The 21223-nt window shown below is 71.0% G+C and carries 16 protein-coding genes; 7 read left to right on the plus strand and 9 right to left on the minus strand.

The genetic code is table 11. The features are described 5' to 3' along the window. The first annotated feature begins 43 nt into the window (after positions 1 to 43). On the plus strand, positions 44 to 802 hold the full coding sequence (locus tag ABZ876_RS00690; protein WP_361772308.1) for a hypothetical protein: 759 nt from the start codon (positions 44 to 46) through the stop codon (positions 800 to 802). 180 nt (positions 803 to 982) lie between these two features. Here ABZ876_RS00690 and ABZ876_RS00695 read toward each other — a convergent pair whose 3' ends face one another. From ABZ876_RS00695 to ABZ876_RS00720, 6 genes are all read right to left on the minus strand, one after another. After that, on the minus strand, positions 983 to 1618 hold the full coding sequence (locus tag ABZ876_RS00695; protein WP_361772310.1) for a hypothetical protein: 636 nt from the start codon (positions 1616 to 1618) through the stop codon (positions 983 to 985). A gap of 608 nt (positions 1619 to 2226) precedes the next feature. Further along, positions 2227 to 3462: a styrene monooxygenase/indole monooxygenase family protein gene (locus tag ABZ876_RS00700; protein ID WP_361772312.1), complete on the minus strand. Its 1236-nt coding sequence runs from the start codon at positions 3460 to 3462 to the stop codon at positions 2227 to 2229. 62 nt (positions 3463 to 3524) lie between these two features. Beyond that, a complete protein-coding gene (locus tag ABZ876_RS00705; protein WP_361772314.1) occupies positions 3525 to 4163 on the minus strand; it encodes an ATP/GTP-binding protein in 639 nt (212 codons plus the stop codon). Beyond that, positions 4144 to 4548, minus strand: coding sequence for a DUF742 domain-containing protein (locus ABZ876_RS00710; protein ID WP_361665593.1), 405 nt, complete (start codon positions 4546 to 4548; stop codon positions 4144 to 4146). The genes ABZ876_RS00705 and ABZ876_RS00710 overlap by 20 nt, the downstream gene beginning before the upstream one ends. After that, entirely contained in the window at positions 4545 to 5048 is a 504-nt protein-coding gene (locus ABZ876_RS00715; protein ID WP_361772316.1) for a roadblock/LC7 domain-containing protein, read from the minus strand. The genes ABZ876_RS00710 and ABZ876_RS00715 overlap by 4 nt, the downstream gene beginning before the upstream one ends. After that, positions 5045 to 8032 (minus strand): nitrate- and nitrite sensing domain-containing protein, encoded by a 2988-nt coding sequence (locus ABZ876_RS00720; protein ID WP_361772318.1) that lies wholly within the window; start codon positions 8030 to 8032, stop codon positions 5045 to 5047. Before ABZ876_RS00720 ends, ABZ876_RS00715 begins: the two co-directional genes overlap by 4 nt. A 370-nt stretch (positions 8033 to 8402) precedes the next feature. Here ABZ876_RS00720 and ABZ876_RS00725 point away from each other — a divergent pair, with 370 nt between their 5' ends. Beyond that, entirely contained in the window at positions 8403 to 9191 is a 789-nt protein-coding gene (locus tag ABZ876_RS00725; protein ID WP_361772320.1) for a protein phosphatase 2C domain-containing protein, read from the plus strand. A 19-nt stretch (positions 9192 to 9210) separates the two neighbouring features. Here ABZ876_RS00725 and ABZ876_RS00730 read toward each other — a convergent pair whose 3' ends face one another. Further along, positions 9211 to 9702 carry a MarR family transcriptional regulator gene (locus ABZ876_RS00730; RefSeq protein ID WP_361772322.1) on the minus strand — a complete coding sequence of 164 codons (492 nt, stop codon included), beginning with the start codon at positions 9700 to 9702 and terminating at the stop codon, positions 9211 to 9213. A 286-nt stretch (positions 9703 to 9988) separates the two neighbouring features. On the opposite strand from ABZ876_RS00730, the gene ABZ876_RS00735 reads away from it, so the two are divergent. Next, positions 9989 to 10834, plus strand: a complete 846-nt coding sequence (locus ABZ876_RS00735) for a lysozyme (protein WP_361772324.1) — start codon at positions 9989 to 9991, stop codon at positions 10832 to 10834. A 113-nt stretch (positions 10835 to 10947) separates the two neighbouring features. Here the strand turns inward: ABZ876_RS00735 and lon are convergent, their stop codons facing one another. Together lon and ABZ876_RS00745 are read right to left on the minus strand one after the other, a co-directional pair. Next, on the minus strand, positions 10948 to 13365 hold the full coding sequence (gene lon, locus ABZ876_RS00740) for an endopeptidase La (RefSeq protein ID WP_361772326.1): 2418 nt from the start codon (positions 13363 to 13365) through the stop codon (positions 10948 to 10950). 133 nt (positions 13366 to 13498) lie between these two features. Continuing rightward, complete coding sequence (locus ABZ876_RS00745; protein WP_361772328.1) at positions 13499 to 14293, minus strand: rhomboid-like protein; 795 nt, start codon at positions 14291 to 14293, stop codon at positions 13499 to 13501. 202 nt (positions 14294 to 14495) lie between these two features. Between ABZ876_RS00745 and ABZ876_RS00750 the strand changes: the two genes are divergently transcribed. From ABZ876_RS00750 to ABZ876_RS00765, 4 genes are all read left to right on the plus strand, one after another. Beyond that, positions 14496 to 15182 carry a spermidine synthase gene (locus ABZ876_RS00750; RefSeq protein WP_361772330.1) on the plus strand — a complete coding sequence of 229 codons (687 nt, stop codon included), beginning with the start codon at positions 14496 to 14498 and terminating at the stop codon, positions 15180 to 15182. Between the two features lie 111 nt (positions 15183 to 15293). Beyond that, positions 15294 to 16031 carry a response regulator transcription factor gene (locus tag ABZ876_RS00755; RefSeq protein WP_234514168.1) on the plus strand — a complete coding sequence of 246 codons (738 nt, stop codon included), beginning with the start codon at positions 15294 to 15296 and terminating at the stop codon, positions 16029 to 16031. Further along, on the plus strand, positions 16028 to 17134 hold the full coding sequence (locus ABZ876_RS00760; protein ID WP_361772332.1) for a HAMP domain-containing sensor histidine kinase: 1107 nt from the start codon (positions 16028 to 16030) through the stop codon (positions 17132 to 17134). Before ABZ876_RS00755 ends, ABZ876_RS00760 begins: the two co-directional genes overlap by 4 nt. Positions 17135 to 17415: 281 nt before the next feature. Next, positions 17416 to 21210: a multifunctional oxoglutarate decarboxylase/oxoglutarate dehydrogenase thiamine pyrophosphate-binding subunit/dihydrolipoyllysine-residue succinyltransferase subunit gene (locus tag ABZ876_RS00765; protein WP_361772334.1), complete on the plus strand. Its 3795-nt coding sequence runs from the start codon at positions 17416 to 17418 to the stop codon at positions 21208 to 21210. Positions 21211 to 21223 lie beyond the last annotated feature (13 nt).

Here is a 21223-nt window from a genome sequence, read left to right on the forward strand (position 1 = left end):
GAGGTGGAAGGACCACCTCCGTATCCGCACCGGAGGTGATGACATGTCGGAGCGGCTGCTTCGCCTGATGTCCGCGGCTGCGGTGACCGTCTCGGCCCTGCTCGCCACCGCGCCCGCGATGGCCGTCCCGGACCCGAACGCCGACTCCCTGGAAAGGCCGGACGACCGTCCGCTGTCCCAGCTGCTGACGGAGCTTCGGCAACAGTACCGGCAGGCCGAGGTGGCGACCGAGACCTACAACGCCACCGCTGAGCAGCTGAAGAAGCGGCAGGCCGAGGTCGCACGGCTGGACATACGGCTCACCAGGGCCCGGCTCGCCCTCCAGGACAGCCGGGCCGCGGTAGGCCTGCTGGCCCGGCAGCAGTACCGGAGCAGCATGGAGGTCTCCTCCTACCTGCGCCTGCTGATGGCCCGGGATCCGCAGCACGTGTTCGACCAGGGCCACGTCATCGCGCAGTTGGCCCGGGAGCGGGCCAAGAAGGCCCAGGAACTCGCCGTCGCGGCCAGACACGCCGACGAGCTGGCCCGCGCGGCACGCAAGGCCCGCGACAGGCAGCTCGCCCTGGCCGAGCGGCAGCGGAAGAAGCGCGACGACGTCCAGCGGCAGCTGAAGGACGTCGAGGAGCTGCTCGCCTCGCTGAGTCCCGAACAGCTCGCCGCACTCTCCGAGTACGAGCGCAGCCGCACCGAGACCGCGCAGCGGAGCCCCCTGTCGTCCGGCGCGCTCGGCCCGGAGCGCACCCCGGCACAGAAGAGCGACCGGGCCCTCGGGCACGCCGTCGGGCAGCTCGTGCAGCCCTAGGCGCCGACGGCCCGAAAGCCCCTGACCCGGGCGGGGAACCCGTACGGCAATGCCTGCCTCCGGAGCTCGCCGACCCCGGCACGGAAGGCCCGGTAGCGGGCGACACGGCCGTGTCGCCCGCACCACCCGAGCGGAGCGCGAACCGGTGTACGGCGGCTCCCGCCGGCCCGTTCCGCGGCATCACCCGGCCGTCGGGCACTCGCTGCCCTGCTGCGGTTCGCCGGGCGCCGCCGTCTGCATCTGCGGGTGCCCCTCATCGGTGAGGCAGACATCGGGCGACGGCTCCTGCGTGACGAGGGAGGCGCCGGGGAGTGCCCTGCGGGTGCCGTCCTGATTGGGGCTGCGGCCGCGGGAGTGGCCGCGGGACCCGGACGACCCCGCGCTGCCGGTGGCGTCCTGGTTGCGGCCGCGGGAGCGACCCCGTGCCCCGGACGACCCCGGGCTGCCGGTGGCGTCCCTTCCGTCCCTACCGTCGCTCCCGTCCTTCCCTGACGTCCCGTCGGTCCCGTCCTTCCCCGAGCTCCCGTCGGTCCCGTCTCTGCCTTCCCTGCCCTCCGTGCCGTCCTGGCCGTCCTGACCGTCGGCTCCGTCCCTTCCGTCCTTGCCGTCCTTCCCCTCCTTGCCATCCTTGCCTGGGGGCCCCTCCGGCCCGGCCGGGCCGGTCGGACCGGTCGGACCGGAGGGGCCGGGCAGGCGTTCAAGATCGTCGATCTGGATCTGCTGGGAGATGAGCGCGGCTGTCAGCATGATGAGCGCGGCGATCAGCGCCGCGCCGAGCACGAGAAGGCGCCGCGGCCTTAGCGATGTTCTGTTCACACTGATCACATAACCCCTCGGTGCGTGACGGCGACAGCTTAAGTGACGGTTCGTCAGATTAGCTGGATTTCGCCATCGGGCCTGCCGAGCGTGGCCCGCCGCCCGAGGCGCGTTGCCGCAGTGACTCCGAGTGCGGGCCGGGGACGTACCGCACTCGGAGGGACCCCTCGCGCGTCGCCCGGGACACGGCGGCTCCTCCGGGTTGACTGACGGTACGTCAGTTACGCGCGACCGGGGCGCCACGTCCTCCTGGAGGTTCGAAGCGTCGCATGACCGGCGACGAAGGAAGGAAGCCTGGCCTGCACGGCCGGCTACCTTTCACCCGACCCCGGTGGTCAGGGTCCGCGACGCTCTTGCGTGAGCCTGGCACTCGGCCTCGCGGGGGCGTACGGCACAGGAGGCGCACGCGCAGAGTCCGTGCGGCACCAACGGGACCTTCACCGGTGGACCTCCCACCTGCACGTACACCACCAACGACGGCCGCGGTCAGGTCCCCGCGGTTCAGGCCGGCCTGCCGACGGCCCCGGCGCAACCGGAGCCGTCCCAGGAAATCCAAAAGCAGCCGGCAAGGCCCGGCAACGACGGTCGGACTGCCGGTCGGAGGCCGGTCAGGCGCCGGCGACCGAGGCCAGGTACGCCTCCGTCTTCTCCGGCTCGTAGAAGAAGTTCTCGAAGTCGGACGGGTCGTTGAAGCCGTTGGCGAACCGGTCGGCCACCGGCTGGAGGGTGCCCGCCGCGCCGATCAGGTTCAGGACGTGCTCCGGCGGCACGCCCAGCATGGCGTTCGTCCACTTGGTGACGTGCTGGGCCACGTCCCAGTAGCGATCGAAGGTCCCCTGCATCCAGGCCTCGTCGAACTCCTTGTCGCCGTGTTCGAGGATCGAGGCGAGATAGGTCGCGGCGCACTTGGCCGCCGAGTTGGAGCCCTGGCCCGTGATCGGGTCGTTCGCCACGACCACGTCCGCCACGCCCAGGACCAGCCCGCCGCCGGGGAGGCGGCCGATCGGATTGCGGACGGTGGGTGCATAGCGGCCCGACAGGGTGCCGTTCGCGTCGGTCAGCTCGACCTTGGTGGCCCGCGCGTACTCCCAGGGCGTGAACCGCTCCATCAGCTCCAGGGTCAGGGACAGATGCTCGGAGGGGTCCTTGACGCCCTTGAAGACGTCGAGCGGGCCGCCGGGTATGCCCTCCCAGAACAGGATGTCCGCGCGGCCGGAGGTGGTCAGGGTCGGCATGACGAACAGTTCGCCGACGCCCGGTACCAGGTTGCAGCGCACGGCGTCGTAGTGGGGGTGCTCCGGGCGGGGACCCAGGCCGTGGACGTAGGCGACCGCGAGGGCACGCTGCGGCTCGCCGTACGGGGAGCGGGAGGCGTCGCGGCCGAACATGGACACCAGTTCGCCCTTGCCCGCCGACACCAGCACCAGGTCGTAGGTACGGGAGAAGTAGTCGAGGTCGGAGACCGCCGCGCCGTGGATGACCAACTGGCCGCCGCGCTGCGCGAACGTCTCCATCCAGCCGGCCATCTTCACCCGCTGGTCCACCGACTGCGCGTAGCCGTCCAGCCTGCCCACCCAGTCGATCACACGCTGCGACTCCGGACCCGCCACGGAGACACCGAGCCCCTCGATCCTCGGGGCCTGGGACTCCCAGAAGTTCAGCTGGAGGTCGCGCTCGTGCTGGAGCGCCGTGTCGAACATGCACTGCGTCGACATGACCCGGCCGGTGCGGATCTCGTCCGCGGTCCGGTTGGACATCAGGGTCACCTCGTACCCGTGCGACTGGAGGCCGAGGGCGAGCTGGAGTCCGGACTGGCCGGCTCCGACGACGAGTATCTTCCGCATGCGGATGGTGCTCCTATCGGGGCATGGGGGTGTCTTGTGGATCGGCGCGGATAAGACGCCCCTCACTCGGGGGTGACGTCGAGCGCGTGGCCCACAAGGGCCAGGAGGGTCTCGATCGCCGAGATCCGGCGCCGCGCGTCCATGATCATGACAGGTATGTGTGCGGAAACGGTGAGGGCCTCGCGCACGTCCTCGGGATCGAACCGCTCGCTGCCGTCGAAGTGGTTGACCGCCACCACGTACGGCAGTCCGCTGCTCTCGAAGTAGTCGAGCGCCGGGAAACAGTCCTCGAGCCGCCGGGTGTCGGCCAGGACGACCGCCCCGATCGCACCGCGCACCAGGTCGTCCCACATGAACCAGAACCGCTGCTGGCCCGGCGTGCCGAAGAGGTAGAGCACCAGGTCGTCGTCGAGCGTGATGCGGCCGAAGTCCATCGCCACCGTGGTGGTGAGCTTCTGCGGCGTGTCGGTGAGGTCGTCGGTCTCCTCACTGGCCTCGGTCATCAGCGCCTCCGTCTGGAGAGGCGTGATCTCGGAGACGGCGGACACCAGGGTGGTCTTGCCGACGCCGAAGCCGCCCGCCACCACGATCTTCGTGGCGATCGGGGCGCGCGTGCGGTCCGTCTGCCAGGCCTTCAGATCCTCGTCGGGCTCGACGAGTCGGTCGACGCCCGGGGAGGCGTCAGAGACGACGGAGTCCACTCAGCACCCTTTCCAGCAGAGCGCGGTCCGGCTGTCCCGGGCCGTGACCGGTTCCGTACACACGGATCTTTCCCTGGTCCGCGAGGTCGCTGAGGAGCACGCGGACCACCCCCAGCGGCATCTTCAGCAGAGCCGCGATCTCCGCCACCGTGCGCATACGGCGGCAGAGTTCGACGATCGCCCGCATCTCGGGCATCACTCGGGTGGCCAGTGAACCATTGGTCAGTTCGCGTCGTTCCTCGGGGGCCTCCAGGGCCGCCACGAAGGTCTCGACGAGCAGCACATGCCCGAAGCGGGTACGGCCGCCGGTGAGCGAGTATGGGCGTACGCGGGCGGGTTTGCGGTCGCCGCCGCGGACGGGCAGTTTCTTCGGTGTGCTGCTCATCGGGGGCTCCCCGCCGACTCGGTCTCGAGGGACTTGCGCAGCTCGCTGCGGAGTTCGGGCGTCAGGACGTGTCCGGCGCGGCCGACGAAGAGCGCCATGTGGTACGCCACCACGCTCATGTCGCAGTCCGCGGAGCCGTGCACGCCGAGCAGTGAGCCGTCGCTGATGGACATGATGAAGAGACTGCCCTCGTCCATCGCGACCATGGTGTGCCTGACCCCGCCGGCATCCATCAGCTTCGCGGCCCCGATGGTGAGGCTGCCGATGCCGGAGACGACGGTGGCGAGGTCGGCGGACGACCCCCTGGGACCGCCGGGCCGGTCCCCGCGGCCGGCACGTGCCTGGGCGTTCCTACCGGGGTCGGACGAGAGCAGCAGCAGGCCGTCGGAGGAGACCACCGCGACCGACAGCAGTCCCGGCACCTCCTCGACGAGGTTCGTCAGCAGCCAGTGCAGGTTGCGGGCCTCACTGCTCAGTCCATAGGTACTGGGCGCGGTCAACTGCTTGCCTCCTCGACTGAGCCCCCCGATGGTTCAACGTCCTGTGCGGTACCGGGTGCCGCGTTCTGAGGTGGTGCTGTGGGTCGCTGCGCGGGCGCGGCGTTCTCCCCGGTCTTCTCGGCGATCTCCGCCTCGGCGTGGCGGTAGCCCGCCGCGGCGCCGTGGTGGAATCCGCCGAGCCTGCGGCGCAGCGCCTCGGCGTCCACTCCGCCGGCGCGCTGCCGGGGGGCCGGGGCGGGTGCGGAGATCTTCGGGGTGCGCTTGGGCAGGCCCTTGGCAGTGAGCCGGGGGGCCTCGGGCTCCTCGAATGCCTGGGCCGCCGCGGGCTCGTCCCCGTCGGCGCTGCGTTCGTGGGTGTCGGGGCCGATGGTGTACGGGTCGGCCGCGGACCCGCCGGGGGCGCCGGCGTCGGGCGCGGGCTGCTCCGCCCGGGGCGACGGAAGCAGCAGCTCCATCGTGGTCTCGGGGCCGGGCAGGTCGGCGGGGGGCTGCGGGGAGGAGCCCGCGGACTCCTCGCCGCGCGCCGCGAAGGCGTCACCCGCGGGCGCGGCTTCGCGCACGGCGCCTTCGTTCCGTACGACACCTTCGTCCGGTACGGCGCCTGCGTCTCGTACGGCACCCTGGCCCCGTACCGCGTTCCCGGCGGGAACCGCGGTCTGGCCCCCTACGGTGTCCTGCGGGATGTCCGTGTCCTCGGCGTTCGGGGCGTCCTCGGTGCTCCGGTCGTGTACAGCCTGTTCCGCCGCCGCGATCAGCGGGTCCTCGTCGCCCTGCGGTTCCTCCAGGGTGATCCGGTTACGTCCGCTGAGGACGTTCGAGTTGGCCTCCGCGTCGGCGCCGGGCAGGGACACCGGGGCCGCGCCGCCCGTCACCGGACCCGCGGCCGCCGGGGGCACGGCGGCCGCCGGGGCCGTGGCGAGCAGGGTCTTGGGCACCACGACGACCGCCGCGACACCGCCCTGCTTCTGTTCGCGCAGCTGGACGCGGACACCGTGCCGGTGGGCGAGGCGGGCCACCACGTACAGGCCGAGTCCCAGGCCATCGCCGCTCTCCTGGTCGTACGGCTCGACCGGGTCGAAGTGGGTGAGCCGGGCGTTGAGCCGGCTCATCCGCTCGGCGGTCATGCCGATTCCCTCGTCCTGGACGGAGAGCATCACCTCGCCGTTCTCCAGGAGCCAGCCGGAGACCTCGACGGCGACGTCCGGCGGCGAGAACGAGGCGGCGTTCTCCAGCAGTTCGGCCACCAGGTGGGAGAGGTCGTCGGCGACGAAACCCGCGATATGCGCGTGGGGCGGCATCGCGGCGATGCGGACCCGCTCGTACCGCTCGATCTCGCTGACCGCGGCGCGTACCACGTCCACGAGCGGCACGGGCCCCGCGTGCTGCTGAACGTGCTCGGCACCGGCGAGGACCAAGAGGTTCTCGTTGTGGCGGCGCATCACCGTGGCGAAGTGGTCGAGCCGGAACAGCGTGGAGAGCCGCTCGGGGTCCTGCTCGCGCTCTTCCAGCCCCTCGATGACGGTCAGCTGGCGCTCGACCAGGCCGAGGGTGCGCAGTGCGAGGTTGACGAACGTGGAGTGGATGGTGTGCCGCACCAGCTCCAGGTGGGAGGCGGCCTCGTCGAGTTCGGCGCGCAGCTTGGCGCGCTCGTCGGCCATGGTCTGCCGCTGGCCGACCAGGTGCTTGCGGTCGGCCTCCAGGGTGCCGAGGCGCTCCTGGAGGGCGACGGCGTGCGCGTGCAGGGCGTTGACCGAGCGGACGACCTGGGCGAACTCGTCGTTGCGTCCGGTGAACCTCACCGGTTCCTCGCCGGCCGGGTCGGCGGCCACCCGGGCCGAGCCGAGACGCAGGACGGCCAGCGGGCGGGTGAGGCTGCGGGCCATGGCCATGGAGACGCCCACGGCGACGAGCATCAGCGCGCCGAGGACGGCGATACGGATCTCCAGCGTGGTGACATCGTCGTCACGCAGCTGCGCCAGATCCTTGCTGCCGCCCTCGTAGAGCGAGGACTCGACGCCGCGCATCAGGTCGACGCGGGCGGACAGGGCCGCGTCGACCTTCTTGGTGCTGAGGCCGAGATCGCTGTCGGAGAGGGTGGGCTGGTCGGTGAGGGCGGCGAGGTACTTCTCGGCGGAGGTGACCTCGGGGCCGGTGACCGTGGAGTCGTAGGAACCCTTGGCCGTTTTGGCCGCGTTGTCGCGGAAGTCGGCGACGGCCGCGTCGGAGCGTACGGCGGCCTGCTGGGCGGCGGCGGTGAGCGCGTCGCGCTGTTCGGTGTCGGCGGCCGAGGAGCCGGTGGTGGTGGTCGGCAGACCGGTGACCGGGTTGATGGTGGTCTGGGAGGTGCGCGGGATGTTCAGGGCCGCGAGGAGCAGTCCGCGGGCGGCGGCGGCCTGCTGCACGGCGCTGTCCAGCTCGGCGAGGGCGTGGGCGCCGGAGCCCGCGCGGGGCGGGATCTTCCCGGCCAGCTGGTCGGCGAGGGCGTGCAGCTCGCCGATGACGGCGGAGTACGCCCGGTGGGCTTCCAGAGCACTGCTCTTCCCGACGAGTGCCGCCCGCCGTACGGAGCCCACGTCGTCGAGGTCCTTGCGCAGCGCGGCGGGGAGGTCCGGGTCGGCGCGCAGATCCTCGATCTCCCGGTCGACGCGGGCGCTCTGCTGCTCGGCCGGCGCCTGTGACTTGGGGCGCCCCGCGGCCACGTACGCGGTGACCGCGTCGCGCTCGTCCGCCAGCGAGTGGGCGAGGGTGAGGGCGTCCTTGGTCTGCCCGGCGAGCGTCACGAGGTTCTGGGAGTCGTTCAGCTGCCCCGAGGCGGCGATGACGCTCGGTGCCCCGGCGCCCGCGATCGCGGCGGCGACCACGGCCACGGCCACGATCAGCCGGTTGCGCACCCGGGCGGAACGGCCGCTGCCCGCGGTCTCGGACGAGGCCCCTCGCTCGGGGGCCGTCTGCTTGCCTGTGCGCCGAGGCCGCGTTTTCTGCACCGGTGCTCGCATTCCTGACTCGTGTACCCATGGCCCGGGTGACGGCCCGTCAACTGGGGCGCCGACCCGGTACGACGGCTTTCGACCCTCCCAGTGCCCGTGGGCAGAGTGCCCACTTCGCCTGACCCGCCACCCGAAGGAGTGAACATCGGTGGGGAGTTGGCGGGCAAGTTCCCGAGGCCCGTGCGGGCGCACCGCAGGGCGGGCCGGTTGGACGTCGGCGGCGTGCTTTGGCAATATTCGCCACCGCGCTTCACCGGAGCCGATCATTCCATGCCAAACCAGGCGCCTGACCTGGTCGACCGCACCGATTCCGCAAGCGTTGCCAGCCTTTCGTGGGCCTTGTGAAGGGGTCGTGCAGACTGGCCGGATGCGTAGGGAACTGATTTCCGAGCCCGGAGACCCGGCCCGCCCCAACGAGGACTTCGCCACGCTCACCGTTCCGGCTTCGGGGCAGGGCGGAGCGCTGGTCGTACTGGACGGAGTGACTCCGCCGGAAGGCGACGACGGGTGTCTTCATTCCGTCCACTGGTTCTGCGCACGCCTCGGCGGGGCACTGGCCGAACTGTCCGTTTCACACCGGGATCTGGCGCTCTCGGAGATCCTCACACAGGCGCTCGGCCGTACCGCCGAGGCCCATGCGGCCACTTGTGACCTTTCTCACCCGCGCACTCCGCAGGCGACCGTGGTCCTCGCCCGCTGGTCCGAGGCCACGGTGGAGTATCTGGTCCTCTCGGACTCGGCGCTGCTGGCCGAGGCCCCCGACGGCACGGTCACCGTCCTGCTGGACGACCGCCTGGCCCGCGTGCCGCGTGCCTCGCTGGCCTCGGACGCGATCGCGGACGCCACGGTCCGCAACAAGGCGGGCGGCTTCTTCACGGCGGCCGCCGACCCCTCGGTCGCGGCCCGCGCGGTGACGGGCGAACTCCCGCGTGCGGCGGTCCGCACCCTGGTGGCCCTGACGGACGGCGCGACCCGCTGGACGGAGAAGTTCCGCCAGGGCGACTGGACGGACCTGTTCACTTTCGTGCGCAAAGAGGGGGCGGCGGCGCTGGTGGAGCGGGTACGGGCCCTGGAGGACGCCGACCGGGAGCGGCGGGTACACCTGGGCCGCAGCAAGACGCACGACGACGCGACGGTGGTGTACGTGGACCTGTGAAGCGCGGCTTGGGGGCGGCCTACTTCTCCATGCCCCGGTTCAACTGGTTCAGCAGCCGGGCGAGCTCGGCGACCTCGCGGGGGTCCCAGTGGGCGAGCTTGCGTACATAGCGGGCACGGCGGGCGTCACGGACACGGCCGACCCGGCCGCGGCCCTCCTCGGTGAGGTGGACCAGCCAGGCGCGGCCGTCGGCCGGGTCGGGTTCCCGGGCGACCAGGCCGAGGTCCTCCAGGGCGCGCAGCTGGCGGGACATCGTGGCCTTGCCGACACCGATGTACGCGGCGAGTTCGGTGGCGCGCTGACGGCCGCACTCGTCGAGCCGTACGAGGAGGCCGTACGCGGCGGACTCCAGGTCCGGGTGGACCTCGCGGGCCATCTCCCCCTGGCTGGCGCGGGCGCGCCGCAGGAACACGGTCAGCTCGCGCTCCAGCGCCAGGAACTCCTGGTCCACACCACTTACCGACGCTCCGGATTCGACCGGACGTCCCTCGCCGTTTGCGTCCTCGTGCACGTCAGCATCCCTGTCCCGGTTACCGGATTCTGAAAGTTTCCGCCAAAGCTCGCCTTTGCCGCAGCTCCGCCAGTATTTCGCAGGCGTAGACCAACGGCAGCCTCCGGCCCCCCTTCCCAGCCCGTCTTCTACGTGCGTAGCTTCCTTACCAGGCAAGTACTGGCATGCCCACGCCATCGCCGGGGGCGAGCGTGCCCCGCACTCCCCCGCACTCCCCGCACATCCCGGCACGGGCGTGCCCGAGCGAACCCCCACCGAGCTCCTCCCAGCCTTTCGGAGGCACGTCATGCCCGTGCGCAGACCCTTACCGATCCGGTCCCCGCGCCGCCCGCTCGCGGCCGGAATCCTCCTCGCCGCGCTCTCCCTCCTGTGCTCCCTCCCGTTCGCCTTCCTGTTCACCCTCCCGGCCCGTGCCGCGGGCACGCCCGTCCGCGGCACCGCGTACATGGGGATGGGTGTCCTGGCGCACGACGGCCGGGACGGAACCCCGCTGAGCGCCGCCGCCACCCGGACGGAGGGCGTCGACGTCTCCGGCTACCAGGGCAACGTCGCCTGGCCGACCCTCTGGAACAGCGGGGTCAGGTGGGCCTACACCAAGGCCACGGAGGGGACGTACTACACCAACCCCTACTTCGCCCAGCAATACAACGGTTCGTACAACGTGGGAATGATCCGCGGCGCGTACCACTTCGCGACCCCGGACACCACGAGCGGCGCCGCCCAGGCCGGCTACTTCGTCGACCACGGCGGCGGCTGGTCCGGGGACGGCAGAACCCTGCCGGGCGTGCTCGACATCGAGTGGAACCCGTACGGCGCCGCCTGCTACGGCAAGTCGACGAGCGGGATGACCGGCTGGATCGCCGACTTCCTGAACACCTACCGGGCGCGTACCGGCCGGGACGCTGTGATCTACACGGCCACCAGCTGGTGGACCCGGTGCACCGGCGACTACGCCGGCTTCGCCTCCGCCCACCCGCTGTGGATCGCCCGCTACGCCGCCGACCCGGGCACCCTGCCGGGCGGCTGGGGCTACTACACCATGTGGCAGTACACGTCGTCCGGGCCGACGGTCGGCGACCACGACAGGTTCAACGGGGCACTCGACAGGGTGCGGGCGCTCGCCGACGGCTAGCGCACACCGCCCCGGCCGCAGGCGCCCGTCGGCGGCTGACACCCCTGCCCCGCAGGGCGAAGGCCCGGGCCTCCCTCACGAAACCCGGGCCTTCCGTCATCCGGAGGCGTCCGTCACGCCGCCACCGCAACCTCCGGCGTCGCACCGCTGCCGGCCGGCGCGAGCGCCAGCTCCAGGACCTGGCGGACGTCCGTGACGGCATGGACGTCCAGCTTGTCCAGCACCTCGGCCGGGACGTCGTCCAGGTCGGGCTCGTTGCGCTTGGGAATGATGACGGTGGTCACGCCCGCCCGGTGCGCGGCGAGCAGCTTCTGCTTCACCCCGCCGATGGGCAGCACGCGGCCGGTCAGCGAGACCTCGCCCGTCATCGCCACATCCGTACGGACCAGACGGCCCGACAGCAGCGAGGCCAGCGCGGTCGTCATCGTGATGCCCGCGCTCGGACCGTCCTTCGGGACCGCGCCCGCCGGGAAGTGGATGTGCACACCCCGGTCCTTCAGGTCGCCCACGGGCAGCTCCAGTTCGGCGCCGTGGGAGCGCAGGAAGCTCAGCGCGATCCGAGCGGACTCCTTCATCACGTCGCCGAGCTGGCCGGTGAGGGTCAGGCCCGCCGCGCCCGTCTCCGGGTCGGCCAGCGACGCCTCCACGTAGAGGACGTCACCGCCCGCGCCGGTGACCGCGAGACCGGTCGCCACGCCGGGGACCGCCGTACGCCGCTCGGCCGGGTCCTGGGCGGACTCGGGCACATGGTGCGGACGTCCGATCAGTGCGCGCAGATCCTCGTCCCGGACGGTGAAGGGCAGTTCCCTCTCGCCCAGCTCGTGCTGTGCCGCGACCTTGCGGAGCAGACGGGCGATCGCCCGCTCCAGGTTCCGTACGCCCGCCTCACGGGTGTACTCGCCGGCGAGCTTGCGCAGCGCACCCTCGTCGAGGGCGATCTCGCCCTTGTCCAGGCCGGCCCGCTCCAGCTGACGCGGGAGCAGGTGGTCGCGGGCGATGACGACCTTCTCGTCCTCGGTGTAGCCGTCCAGGCGGACGATGTCCATCCGGTCGGCCAGTGCCTCGGGGATCGCCTCCAGGACGTTCGCCGTCGCGAGGAACACGACGTCGGACAGGTCGAGTTCGACCTCCAGGTAGTGGTCCCGGAAGGTGTGGTTCTGCGCCGGGTCCAGGACCTCCAGCAGGGCGGCGGCCGGGTCGCCCCGGAAGTCCGAGCCCACCTTGTCGATCTCGTCGAGCAGGACGACCGGGTTCATCGAACCGGCCTCCTTGACGGCGCGGACGATCCGGCCCGGGAGGGCACCGACGTACGTGCGCCGGTGACCGCGGATCTCGGCCTCGTCGCGTACACCGCCGAGCGCGACCCGGACGAACTTGCGTCCCATGGCGTGCGCGACCGATTCGCCGAGGCTGGTCTTGCCCACGCCGGGCGGCCCGACGAGCGCGAGGACGGCACCCCCGCGCCGCCCGCCGACGACGCCGAGACCGCGCTCGGCGCGGCGCTTGCGCACCGCCAGGTACTCGGTGATCCGCTCCTTCACATCGTCCAGGCCCGCGTGCTCGGCGTCCAGGACGGCCTTGGCGCCGCGGATGTCGTAGGCGTCCTCGGTGCGCTCGTTCCACGGCAGTTCGAGCACGGTGTCGAGCCAGGTGCGGATCCAGGAGCCCTCGGGCGACTGGTCGCTCGCCCGCTCCAGCTTGTCGACCTCCTTGAGGGCGGCCTCACGGGCCCTCTCGGGCAGATCGGCCGCCTCCACCCGGGCCCGGTAGTCGTCGGACTCCTCGCCCTCCGGGGTGTCGCCGTTCAGCTCGCGCAGCTCCTTGCGGACGGCTTCCAGCTGACGGCGCAGCAGGAACTCGCGCTGCTGCTTCTCCACGCCCTCCTGGACATCCTTGGCGATGGACTCCGCGACGTCCTGTTCGGCGAGGTGCTCGCGCAGCTGCCGGGTGGCGAGCTTCAGCCGGGCGACCGGGTCGGCGGTCTCCAGCAGTTCCACCTTCTGCTCGGTGGTCAGGAAGGGCGAGTAGCCGGAGTTGTCGGCCAGCGCGGAGACGTCGTCGATGGCCTGGACGCGGTCCACGACCTGCCAGGCGCCGCGCTTCCTCAGCCAGCTGGTGGCGAGTGCCTTGTACTCCTTGACGAGTTCGGCGACGTGCCCGGGCAGCGGGTTTGGAGCGCTCTCGTCGATCCTTGTGCCCTCGACCCACAGCGCCGCACCCGGGCCCGTCGTTCCGGCGCCGATCCGCACGCGGCCGCGACCGCGGATCAGGGCGCCCGGGTCACCGTCAGCGAGCCGGCCGACCTGCTCGACCGTGCCGAGCACACCGGTGCTCGCGTACGTGCCGTCGATGCGGGGCACGAGCAGGACCCTGGGCTTTCCGGGTTCCGAACCGGCGGCTGCCTGCGCGGCCTCCACCGCCGCGCGCACGTCGGAGTCGCTCAGGTCAAGTGGAACCACCATGCCGGGCAGCACGACCTCGCCGTCGAGCGGCAGCACAGGCAGGGTGAGCGATGTGGGCGTCGAAGCCATGATCTCCCCTTCGGCAGTCAAGTTGAGTTATGCCGACTCAATGCACGCCGCGATCCGATTGTTCCCCAAGGGGTGTTCGCTCTGAGCGATCACCGAAAGCCTGCCGGTTGGGGAGTGCCGGAGCCGGGGCCGCTCAGGCGGTGGACGGGGTGGCGAGGGCGCCCTGAGGGCCCGTCCGCTGCCAGCGCCGGACCAGGGGCCAGGTCCCCACGCCGATCGCCAGGGACAGCAGGTGGCCCCAGTTGCTCAGGGGGTCCGTGAGCTGGATCAGGTCGGCCAGCAGGATCCCGCCGAACACGGTGAGCACCGTCCGGCGCGGCCACGGCGGCAGCAGGCCGGTCAGCGCGCCGACGCACGCCGCAACACCGAAGCTGATGCCGTAGTCGAGGCGGTGCAGGGAACTGCCGGGCAGATGGCCCGCCAGCACCGCGGCGCCGACCGGGATCTCGGTGGCCAGGGTCGCGAGGACATGCCCGAGCAGGAAGACGACGGCCGTGCGCCGGCCGCCGATCCGCCGCTCCAGCGCCGTCAGCACGAACAGGAAGAGGAGGGCGTACGACGAGGTCACCCCGCCCGCGATCCACAGCGCGCTGGCGACCAGCACCAGCGCCGGGCTGCGCACCAGATGGGCGACGTCGGTGCTGGACTCCTGGTACAGGGTGTGCACCAGCGAGGGGTCGGTGTACGCGGCGAACAGGGAGGTCACGACGAGGACGGCGGCGTATCCGAAGGTGAAGGGCGTCTCCGCGGGGGTCGGCAGGAGACTCCGGACGAACGGGCCCGGGCGGGGCACGGGAGCGGCGGCCGGGATGCGGGGCGCGGCCGGGGCGGCGGGAAGCCGTGCGGTGCGCTGGCGCGGCATGCCGTCGAGCAGAGGCGTCCCGGGGGCCGCGACCCTGGCGTCAGCCGCCGAGACCGTGCTTTCCAAGGCGGGGAGCTCCTTCCGTCACGCCCCACCCTTGGTGCCGCCCCGGGCCGCTGTCTATGACCGACGCCACCGACGTGCCGGATTCAAAGCAACTTCTCAGGCGGTTTCTGCGTCCGGGGGACTCATCAGACGGCTGTGCACATCCCTGGCGGTACCTGAATATCCCTCGCCCAGGAGACCTCTCGACACCACAATGTGACTCATGCCTCATCCGTACGACATCTGTGAGACCCCTGAAGTCCTGGACCGTCGCGAGGGCCCGCACGGCGAGGTCGTGCTCCGCCGCCACGGCGAGCTGCTCCAGATCATCGCCAACGGCTGTTTTCTGATGGACACCTCCGACGGGCGCTCGGAGCGGCTGCTCGTGGACGCCGCGTACGAGGCCCTGGACGGACGCCCGGAGCCGAGCGTGCTGATCGGCGGGCTCGGCGTCGGCTTCTCGCTCGCACATGCGGCGGCGGACGCGCGCTGGGCGGAGATCACGGTCGTCGAGCGCGAGCGCGCCGTCATCGACTGGCACCTCTGCGGCCCCCTGGCCACCGTGTCCGCCCCCGCGCTCGCCGATTCCCGCACCCGCATCGTCGAGGCCGATCTCGTCACGTATGTGCGTGAGACATCCGCCACGTACGACGCGCTGTGTCTCGACATCGACAACGGCCCCGACTGGACGGTCACGGACGGCAACGACAGCCTGTACTCCGCGTCCGGACTGGCGGGCTGCGCACGGGTGTTGAGGCCCGGCGGAGTGCTCGCGGTGTGGTCGGCCCAGCCCTCTCCGGAATTTGAAGGAACCCTCTGGAATGCCGGGTTCCGGCAGGTGCATACCGAAGAGGTGCCCGTTGCCCGGGGCGTTCCGGACGTCGTGCATCTGGCTGTCCGACCTGGATAGCCGACCGGCGGTAACTCCCCGTACCCTGCTTCCCTGACGCGGATCATTCAAGCGTCAATCGCAGTCATGGGATCACCCCACGGATTCCGGAAAGCAACTCAGGGGCGGGCGATGGAGCAGACACACACCGCGCACAACGGCACGACGGCGACCCCGGGCGCTCAGCGGCGGGTTCTGGTGGTCGAGGACGACCCGACGATCGTCGACGCCATCGCCGCCCGGCTGCGCGCGGAAGGATTCCTCGTGCAAACGGCCGGCGACGGTCCGTCGGCGGTCGACACGGCCGAGGCATGGCAGCCGGACCTGCTGATTCTCGACATCATGCTGCCGGGCTTCGACGGCCTGGAGGTCTGCCGCCGTGTGCAGGCGCAGCGCCCGGTACCGGTGCTGATGCTCACCGCGCGCGACGACGAGACGGACATGCTGGTCGGGCTCGGCGTCGGCGCCGACGACTACATGACCAAGCCGTTCTCGATGCGGGAGCTGGCGGCGCGGGTGCATGTGCTGCTGAGGCGGGTGGAGCGGGCCGCGCTGGCCGCCGCCACACCCCGCAGCGGCATTCTGCGCCTCGGCGAGCTGGAGATCGACCACGCCCAGCGCCGGGTGCGGGTGCGCAGTGAGGACGTCCACCTCACGCCCACCGAGTTCGATCTGCTCGTCTGCCTGGCCAACACGCCGCGCGCGGTGCTCTCCCGGGAGCAGTTGCTCGCGGAGGTGTGGGACTGGGCGGACGCCTCCGGCACCCGCACCGTGGACAGCCACATCAAGGCCCTGCGGCGGAAGATCGGCGCGGAGCGCATCCGCACCGTGCACGGTGTGGGCTACGCCCTGGAGACCCCGACGCCATGAGCGGCGGGCCGGCCGCACGGAGGAGCCCCGGGGAACCCTGGGGCGGCGTACGCCCGTTCTCGATCAAGACAAAGCTGGGTGCGCTGGTCGTCATCTCGGTGCTCATCACCACGGGCCTGCTGCTGATAGCGGTGCGCACCGAGACCGAGCTGCGCTTCATCACGGTCTTCTCGATGATCGCCACGCTGCTGATCACGCAGTTCGTGGCGCACTCGCTCACCGCGCCGCTGGACGAGATGAACGCGGTCGCCCGGTCGATATCGCACGGCGACTACACCCGCCGGGTCCGTGACAACCGCCGCGACGAGCTGGGTAACCTGGCCGACACCATCAACCTGATGGCCGACGAGCTGGAGGCCCAGGACCGCCAGCGCAAGGAACTGGTGGCGAACGTCTCACACGAGCTGCGCACCCCCATCGCGGGCCTGCGCGCGGTGCTGGAGAACATCGTGGACGGCGTCACCGAGGCCGACCCCGAGACCATGCGCACCGCCCTGAAGCAGACCGAGCGCCTCGGGCGCCTGGTGGAGACCCTGCTGGACCTCTCCCGCCTGGACAACGGCGTCGTCCCGCTGAAGAAGCGCCGCTTCGAGGTGTGGCCGTATCTCTCGGGCGTCCTCAAGGAGGCCCAGATGGTGGCCTCCGCGCGGGCGGGCATCGCCTCGGGCTCCGGCAGCCACACCCGCACGGACGTCCATCTGCACCTCGACGTCTCCCCGCCCGAGCTGACCGCGCACGCAGACCCGGAGCGCATCCACCAGGTCGTCGCCAACCTGATCGACAACGCGGTCAAGCACAGCCCTCCGCACGGCCGCGTGACGGTGAAGGCCCGGCGGGGGCCCGCCCCCGACTCCCTGGAGCTCGAGGTGCTGGACGAGGGCCCCGGTATCCCGCAGTCCGAGTGGCACCGGGTCTTCGAGCGCTTCAACCGCGGCGCCGTGAGCCGGCCGCACGGTCCGGGCAGCGACGGCGGCACGGGCCTCGGCCTGGCGATCGCGCGCTGGGCGGTGGATCTGCACGGTGGCCGGATCGGGGTGGCCGAATCCTCCAGGGGCTGCCGGATCCAGGTCACCCTTCCAGGGGAGTCATCTCTCCCAAGTTGACGTAAAGTTCGAAGCGGAACAACAAGATCCACGCATGGACCGGCTGACGGACACGTGTGATCAGGCACAGGCCCGTGCAGCCTCCGCTCCGGGCCCGGGTCGTCGTACCCCTCTCACCACGGAACCACGCTTGTTTCCCGCCATTTCCAGCCCCGAAACACGCTCTCCGATGTGACTTACGCGACGATGAACCGGCCCGACCTGACCTTCACCCCCGGGGAGGCGTAGCCTTTATTTCCGCTGTCCATAACCTTGTGAAGCGGAAGAGGGCGGTTGCCGCCGTGTCGCCACAGTCCCCCAGTAACTCGAGTGTCTCCACCGACGCCCAAGCCGGGAAGAACCCCGCAGCCGCGTTCGGCGCGAACGAGTGGCTCGTCGACGAGATCTATCAGCAGTACCTCCAGGACCCGAATTCGGTAGACCGCGCCTGGTGGGACTTCTTCGCCGACTACAAGCCGGGTGCCCCTGCCTCCCCGGCTGCGGCGGGTACTGCGGCCGCGGGGGCCGCAGAGACCACCACGTCGGCCCAGGCAGCTCCGGCCGCTCCGGCACCCGCCGCGCCCGCCGCCGCTCCCGCGCCACCGCAGGCGCCGGCCGCCGCGCGGCCCGCCGCCCCGGCCAAACCCGCCGCGGCCGCTCCCGCCGCCGCGAAGCCCGCCGCGGCACCCGCGCAGCCCAAGAAGGACGAGCCCGTGGCCCTGGCGCCCGTCGGTCCCGAGCTGGTGACCCTGCGCGGCCCCTCCGCCGCCGTCGCGAAGAACATGAACGCCTCGCTGGAGCTGCCCACGGCCACGTCCGTGCGCGCGGTCCCGGTGAAGCTGCTCTTCGACAACCGCATCGTCATCAACAACCACCTCAAGCGCGCCCGGGGCGGGAAGATCTCCTTCACGCACCTGATCGGCTACGCGATGGTCCAGGCCATCAAGGCCATGCCGTCGATGAACTGGTCGTTCGCGGAGAAGGACGGCAAGCCCACCCTGGTCAAGCCGGAACACGTCAACCTCGGCCTCGCCATCGACCTGGTCAAGCCGAACGGCGACCGCCAGCTCGTCGTCGCGGCGATCAAGAAGGCCGAGAGGCTGAACTTCTTCGAGTTCTGGCAGGCCTACGAGGACATCGTCCGCCGCGCCCGCGACGGCAAGCTGACGATGGACGACTTCACCGGCGTGACGGTCTCCCTCACCAACCCCGGCGGCCTCGGCACGGTCCACTCGGTCCCGCGCCTGATGCCCGGCCAGTCGGTGATCATGGGCGTCGGCTCGATGGACTACCCGGCGGAGTTCCAGGGCACCTCCCAGGACACCCTGAACAAGCTCGGCATCTCCAAGGTCATGACGCTCACGTCGACCTACGACCACCGGGTGATCCAGGGCGCCGCCTCCGGCGAGTTCCTGCGCGTCGTCGCGGGCCTCCTGCTCGGCGAGAACGGCTTCTACGACGAGATCTTCGAGGCCCTGCGCATCCCCTACGAGCCGGTCCGCTGGCTCAAGGACATCGACGCCTCGCACGACGACGACGTCACCAAGGCCGCCCGCGTCTTCGAGCTGATCCACTCCTACCGGGTCCGCGGTCACGTGATGGCCGACACCGACCCGCTGGAGTACCGCCAGCGCAAGCACCCCGACCTGGACATCGTCGAGCACGGCCTCACCCTGTGGGACCTGGAGCGCGAGTTCGCCGTCGGCGGCTTCGCCGGCAAGTCGATGATGAAGCTGCGCGACATCCTCGGTGTGCTGCGCGACTCGTACTGCCGCACCACCGGCATCGAGTACATGCACATCCAGGACCCCAAGCAGCGCAAGTGGATCCAGGACCGCGTGGAGCGCCCCCACTCCAAGCCGGAGCGCGAGGAGCAGCTGCGCATTCTGCGCCGGCTGAACGCGGCGGAGGCCTTCGAGACCTTCCTCCAGACCAAGTACGTCGGCCAGAAGCGCTTCTCCCTGGAGGGCGGCGAGTCGGTCATCCCGCTGCTCGACGCGGTGATCGACAGCGCGGCCGAGTCCCGCCTGGACGAGGTCGTCATCGGCATGGCCCACCGCGGCCGTCTGAACGTCCTCGCCAACATCGTCGGCAAGTCCTACGCGCAGATCTTCCGCGAGTTCGAGGGCAACCTCGACCCGAAGTCGATGCACGGCTCCGGCGACGTCAAGTACCACCTGGGCGCCGAGGGCACCTTCACCGGCCTGGACGGCGAGCAGATCAAGGTCAGCCTGGTCGCGAACCCGTCCCACCTGGAGGCGGTGGACCCGGTCCTGGAGGGCGTCTCCCGCGCCAAGCAGGACATCATCAACAAGGGCGGTACGGACTTCACGGTCCTGCCGGTGGCGATCCACGGCGACGCGGCCTTCGCGGGCCAGGGCGTGGTGGCCGAGACCCTGAACATGTCGCAGCTGCGCGGCTACCGCACCGGCGGCTCGGTCCACATCGTCATCAACAACCAGGTCGGCTTCACCGCGGCCCCCGAGTCCTCGCGTTCCTCCATGTACGCGACGGACGTGGCCCGCATGATCGAGGCCCCGATCTTCCACGTGAACGGCGACGACCCCGAGGCGGTCGTGCGCGTCGCGCGCCTGGCCTTCGAGTTCCGCCAGGCGTTCAACAAGGACGTGGTGATCGACCTCATCTGCTACCGCCGCCGCGGTCACAACGAGTCGGACAACCCGGCCTTCACCCAGCCGCTGATGTACGACCTGATCGACAAGAAGCGCTCGGTGCGCAAGCTGTACACCGAGTCGCTGATCGGCCGGGGCGACATCACCCTGGAGGAGGCCGAGCACGCCCTTCAGGACTACCAGGGCCAGCTGGAGAAGGTCTTCACGGAGGTCCGCGAGGCCACGTCGCAGTCGGTCTCGGCCGCGCCGCAGGAGCCGCAGGACGGCTTCCCGGTGGCGGTCGACACCGCGGTCTCCGCCGAGGTCGTCAAGCGGATCGCCGAGTCCCAGGTCAACATCCCCGACAACATCACCGTCCACCCGCGCCTGCTGCCCCAGCTCCAGCGCCGGGCGGCGATGGTCGAGGACGGCACGATCGACTGGGGCATGGGCGAGACCATCGCGATCGGCTCGCTGCTCCTCGAAGGCGTCCCGGTCCGCCTGTCCGGCCAGGACTCGCGCCGCGGCACCTTCGGCCAGCGCCACGCGGTCATCATCGACCGCCAGACGGGCGAGGACTACACGCCGCTTCAGTACCTCTCCGAGGACCAGGCGCGCTACAACGTCTACGACTCCCTGCTGTCCGAGTACGCGGCGATGGGCTTCGAGTACGGCTACTCGCTGGCCCGCCCGGACGCGCTCGTGATGTGGGAGGCGCAGTTCGGCGACTTCGTCAACGGCGCGCAGACGGTCGTGGACGAGTTCATCTCGTCGGCCGAGCAGAAGTGGGGCCAGACGTCCGGCGTCACCCTGCTGCTCCCGCACGGCTACGAGGGCCAGGGCCCGGACCACTCCTCGGCCCGCCCGGAGCGGTTCCTCCAGCTCTGCGCCCAGAACAACATGACGGTCGCGATGCCGACCCTGCCGTCGAACTACTTCCACCTCCTGCGCTGGCAGGTGCACAACCCGCACCACAAGCCGCTGGTGGTCTTCACGCCGAAGTCGATGCTGCGCCTCAAGGCCGCCGCGTCCAAGGCGGAGGAGTTCACGACGGGCCGGTTCCGTCCGGTCATCGGCGATGCGTCGGTGGACCCGGCCGCGGTCCGCAAGGTCGTCTTCTGCGCCGGCAAGGTCTACTACGACCTCGATGCCGAGCGGCAGAAGCGCGGGGTGACGGACACCGCGATCATCCGCCTCGAGCGCCTGTACCCGCTGGCGGGCGCCGAGCTCCAGGCGGAGATCAAGAAGTACCCGAACGCCGAGAAGTACCTGTGGGCGCAGGAGGAGCCGGCCAACCAGGGCGCATGGCCGTTCATCGCCCTGAACCTCATCGACCACCTGGACCTGGCGGTCGGCGCGGACGTCCCGGCGGGCGAGCGCCTGCGCCGGATCTCCCGCCCGCACGGCTCGTCCCCGGCCGTCGGTTCCGCGAAGCGGCACCAGGCGGAGCAGGAGCAGCTCGTGCGCGAGGTGTTCGAGGCGTAAGGCCATACGGTCG

It is taken from the genome of Streptomyces sp. NPDC046931 (genome assembly GCF_040644655.1).
Taxonomy (GTDB): domain Bacteria; phylum Actinomycetota; class Actinomycetes; order Streptomycetales; family Streptomycetaceae; genus Streptomyces.

Excerpts from the sequence above, each read along its gene's own strand:
- ABZ876_RS00755 (WP_234514168.1), top strand. The coding sequence starts at position 15,294 with ATGGAGCAGACACACACCGCGCACAACGGCACGACGGCGACCCCGGGC.
- ABZ876_RS00750 (WP_361772330.1), top strand. The coding sequence starts at position 14,496 with ATGCCTCATCCGTACGACATCTGTGAGACCCCTGAAGTCCTGGACCGT.
- ABZ876_RS00725 (WP_361772320.1), top strand. The coding sequence starts at position 8,403 with ATGCGTAGGGAACTGATTTCCGAGCCCGGAGACCCGGCCCGCCCCAAC.
- ABZ876_RS00700 (WP_361772312.1), bottom strand. The coding sequence starts at position 3,462 with ATGCGGAAGATACTCGTCGTCGGAGCCGGCCAGTCCGGACTCCAGCTC.
- ABZ876_RS00735 (WP_361772324.1), top strand. The coding sequence starts at position 9,989 with ATGCCCGTGCGCAGACCCTTACCGATCCGGTCCCCGCGCCGCCCGCTC.
- ABZ876_RS00690 (WP_361772308.1), top strand. The coding sequence starts at position 44 with ATGTCGGAGCGGCTGCTTCGCCTGATGTCCGCGGCTGCGGTGACCGTC.
- ABZ876_RS00760 (WP_361772332.1), top strand. The coding sequence starts at position 16,028 with ATGAGCGGCGGGCCGGCCGCACGGAGGAGCCCCGGGGAACCCTGGGGC.
- ABZ876_RS00710 (WP_361665593.1), bottom strand. The coding sequence starts at position 4,548 with ATGAGCAGCACACCGAAGAAACTGCCCGTCCGCGGCGGCGACCGCAAA.
- lon (WP_361772326.1), bottom strand. The coding sequence starts at position 13,365 with ATGGCTTCGACGCCCACATCGCTCACCCTGCCTGTGCTGCCGCTCGAC.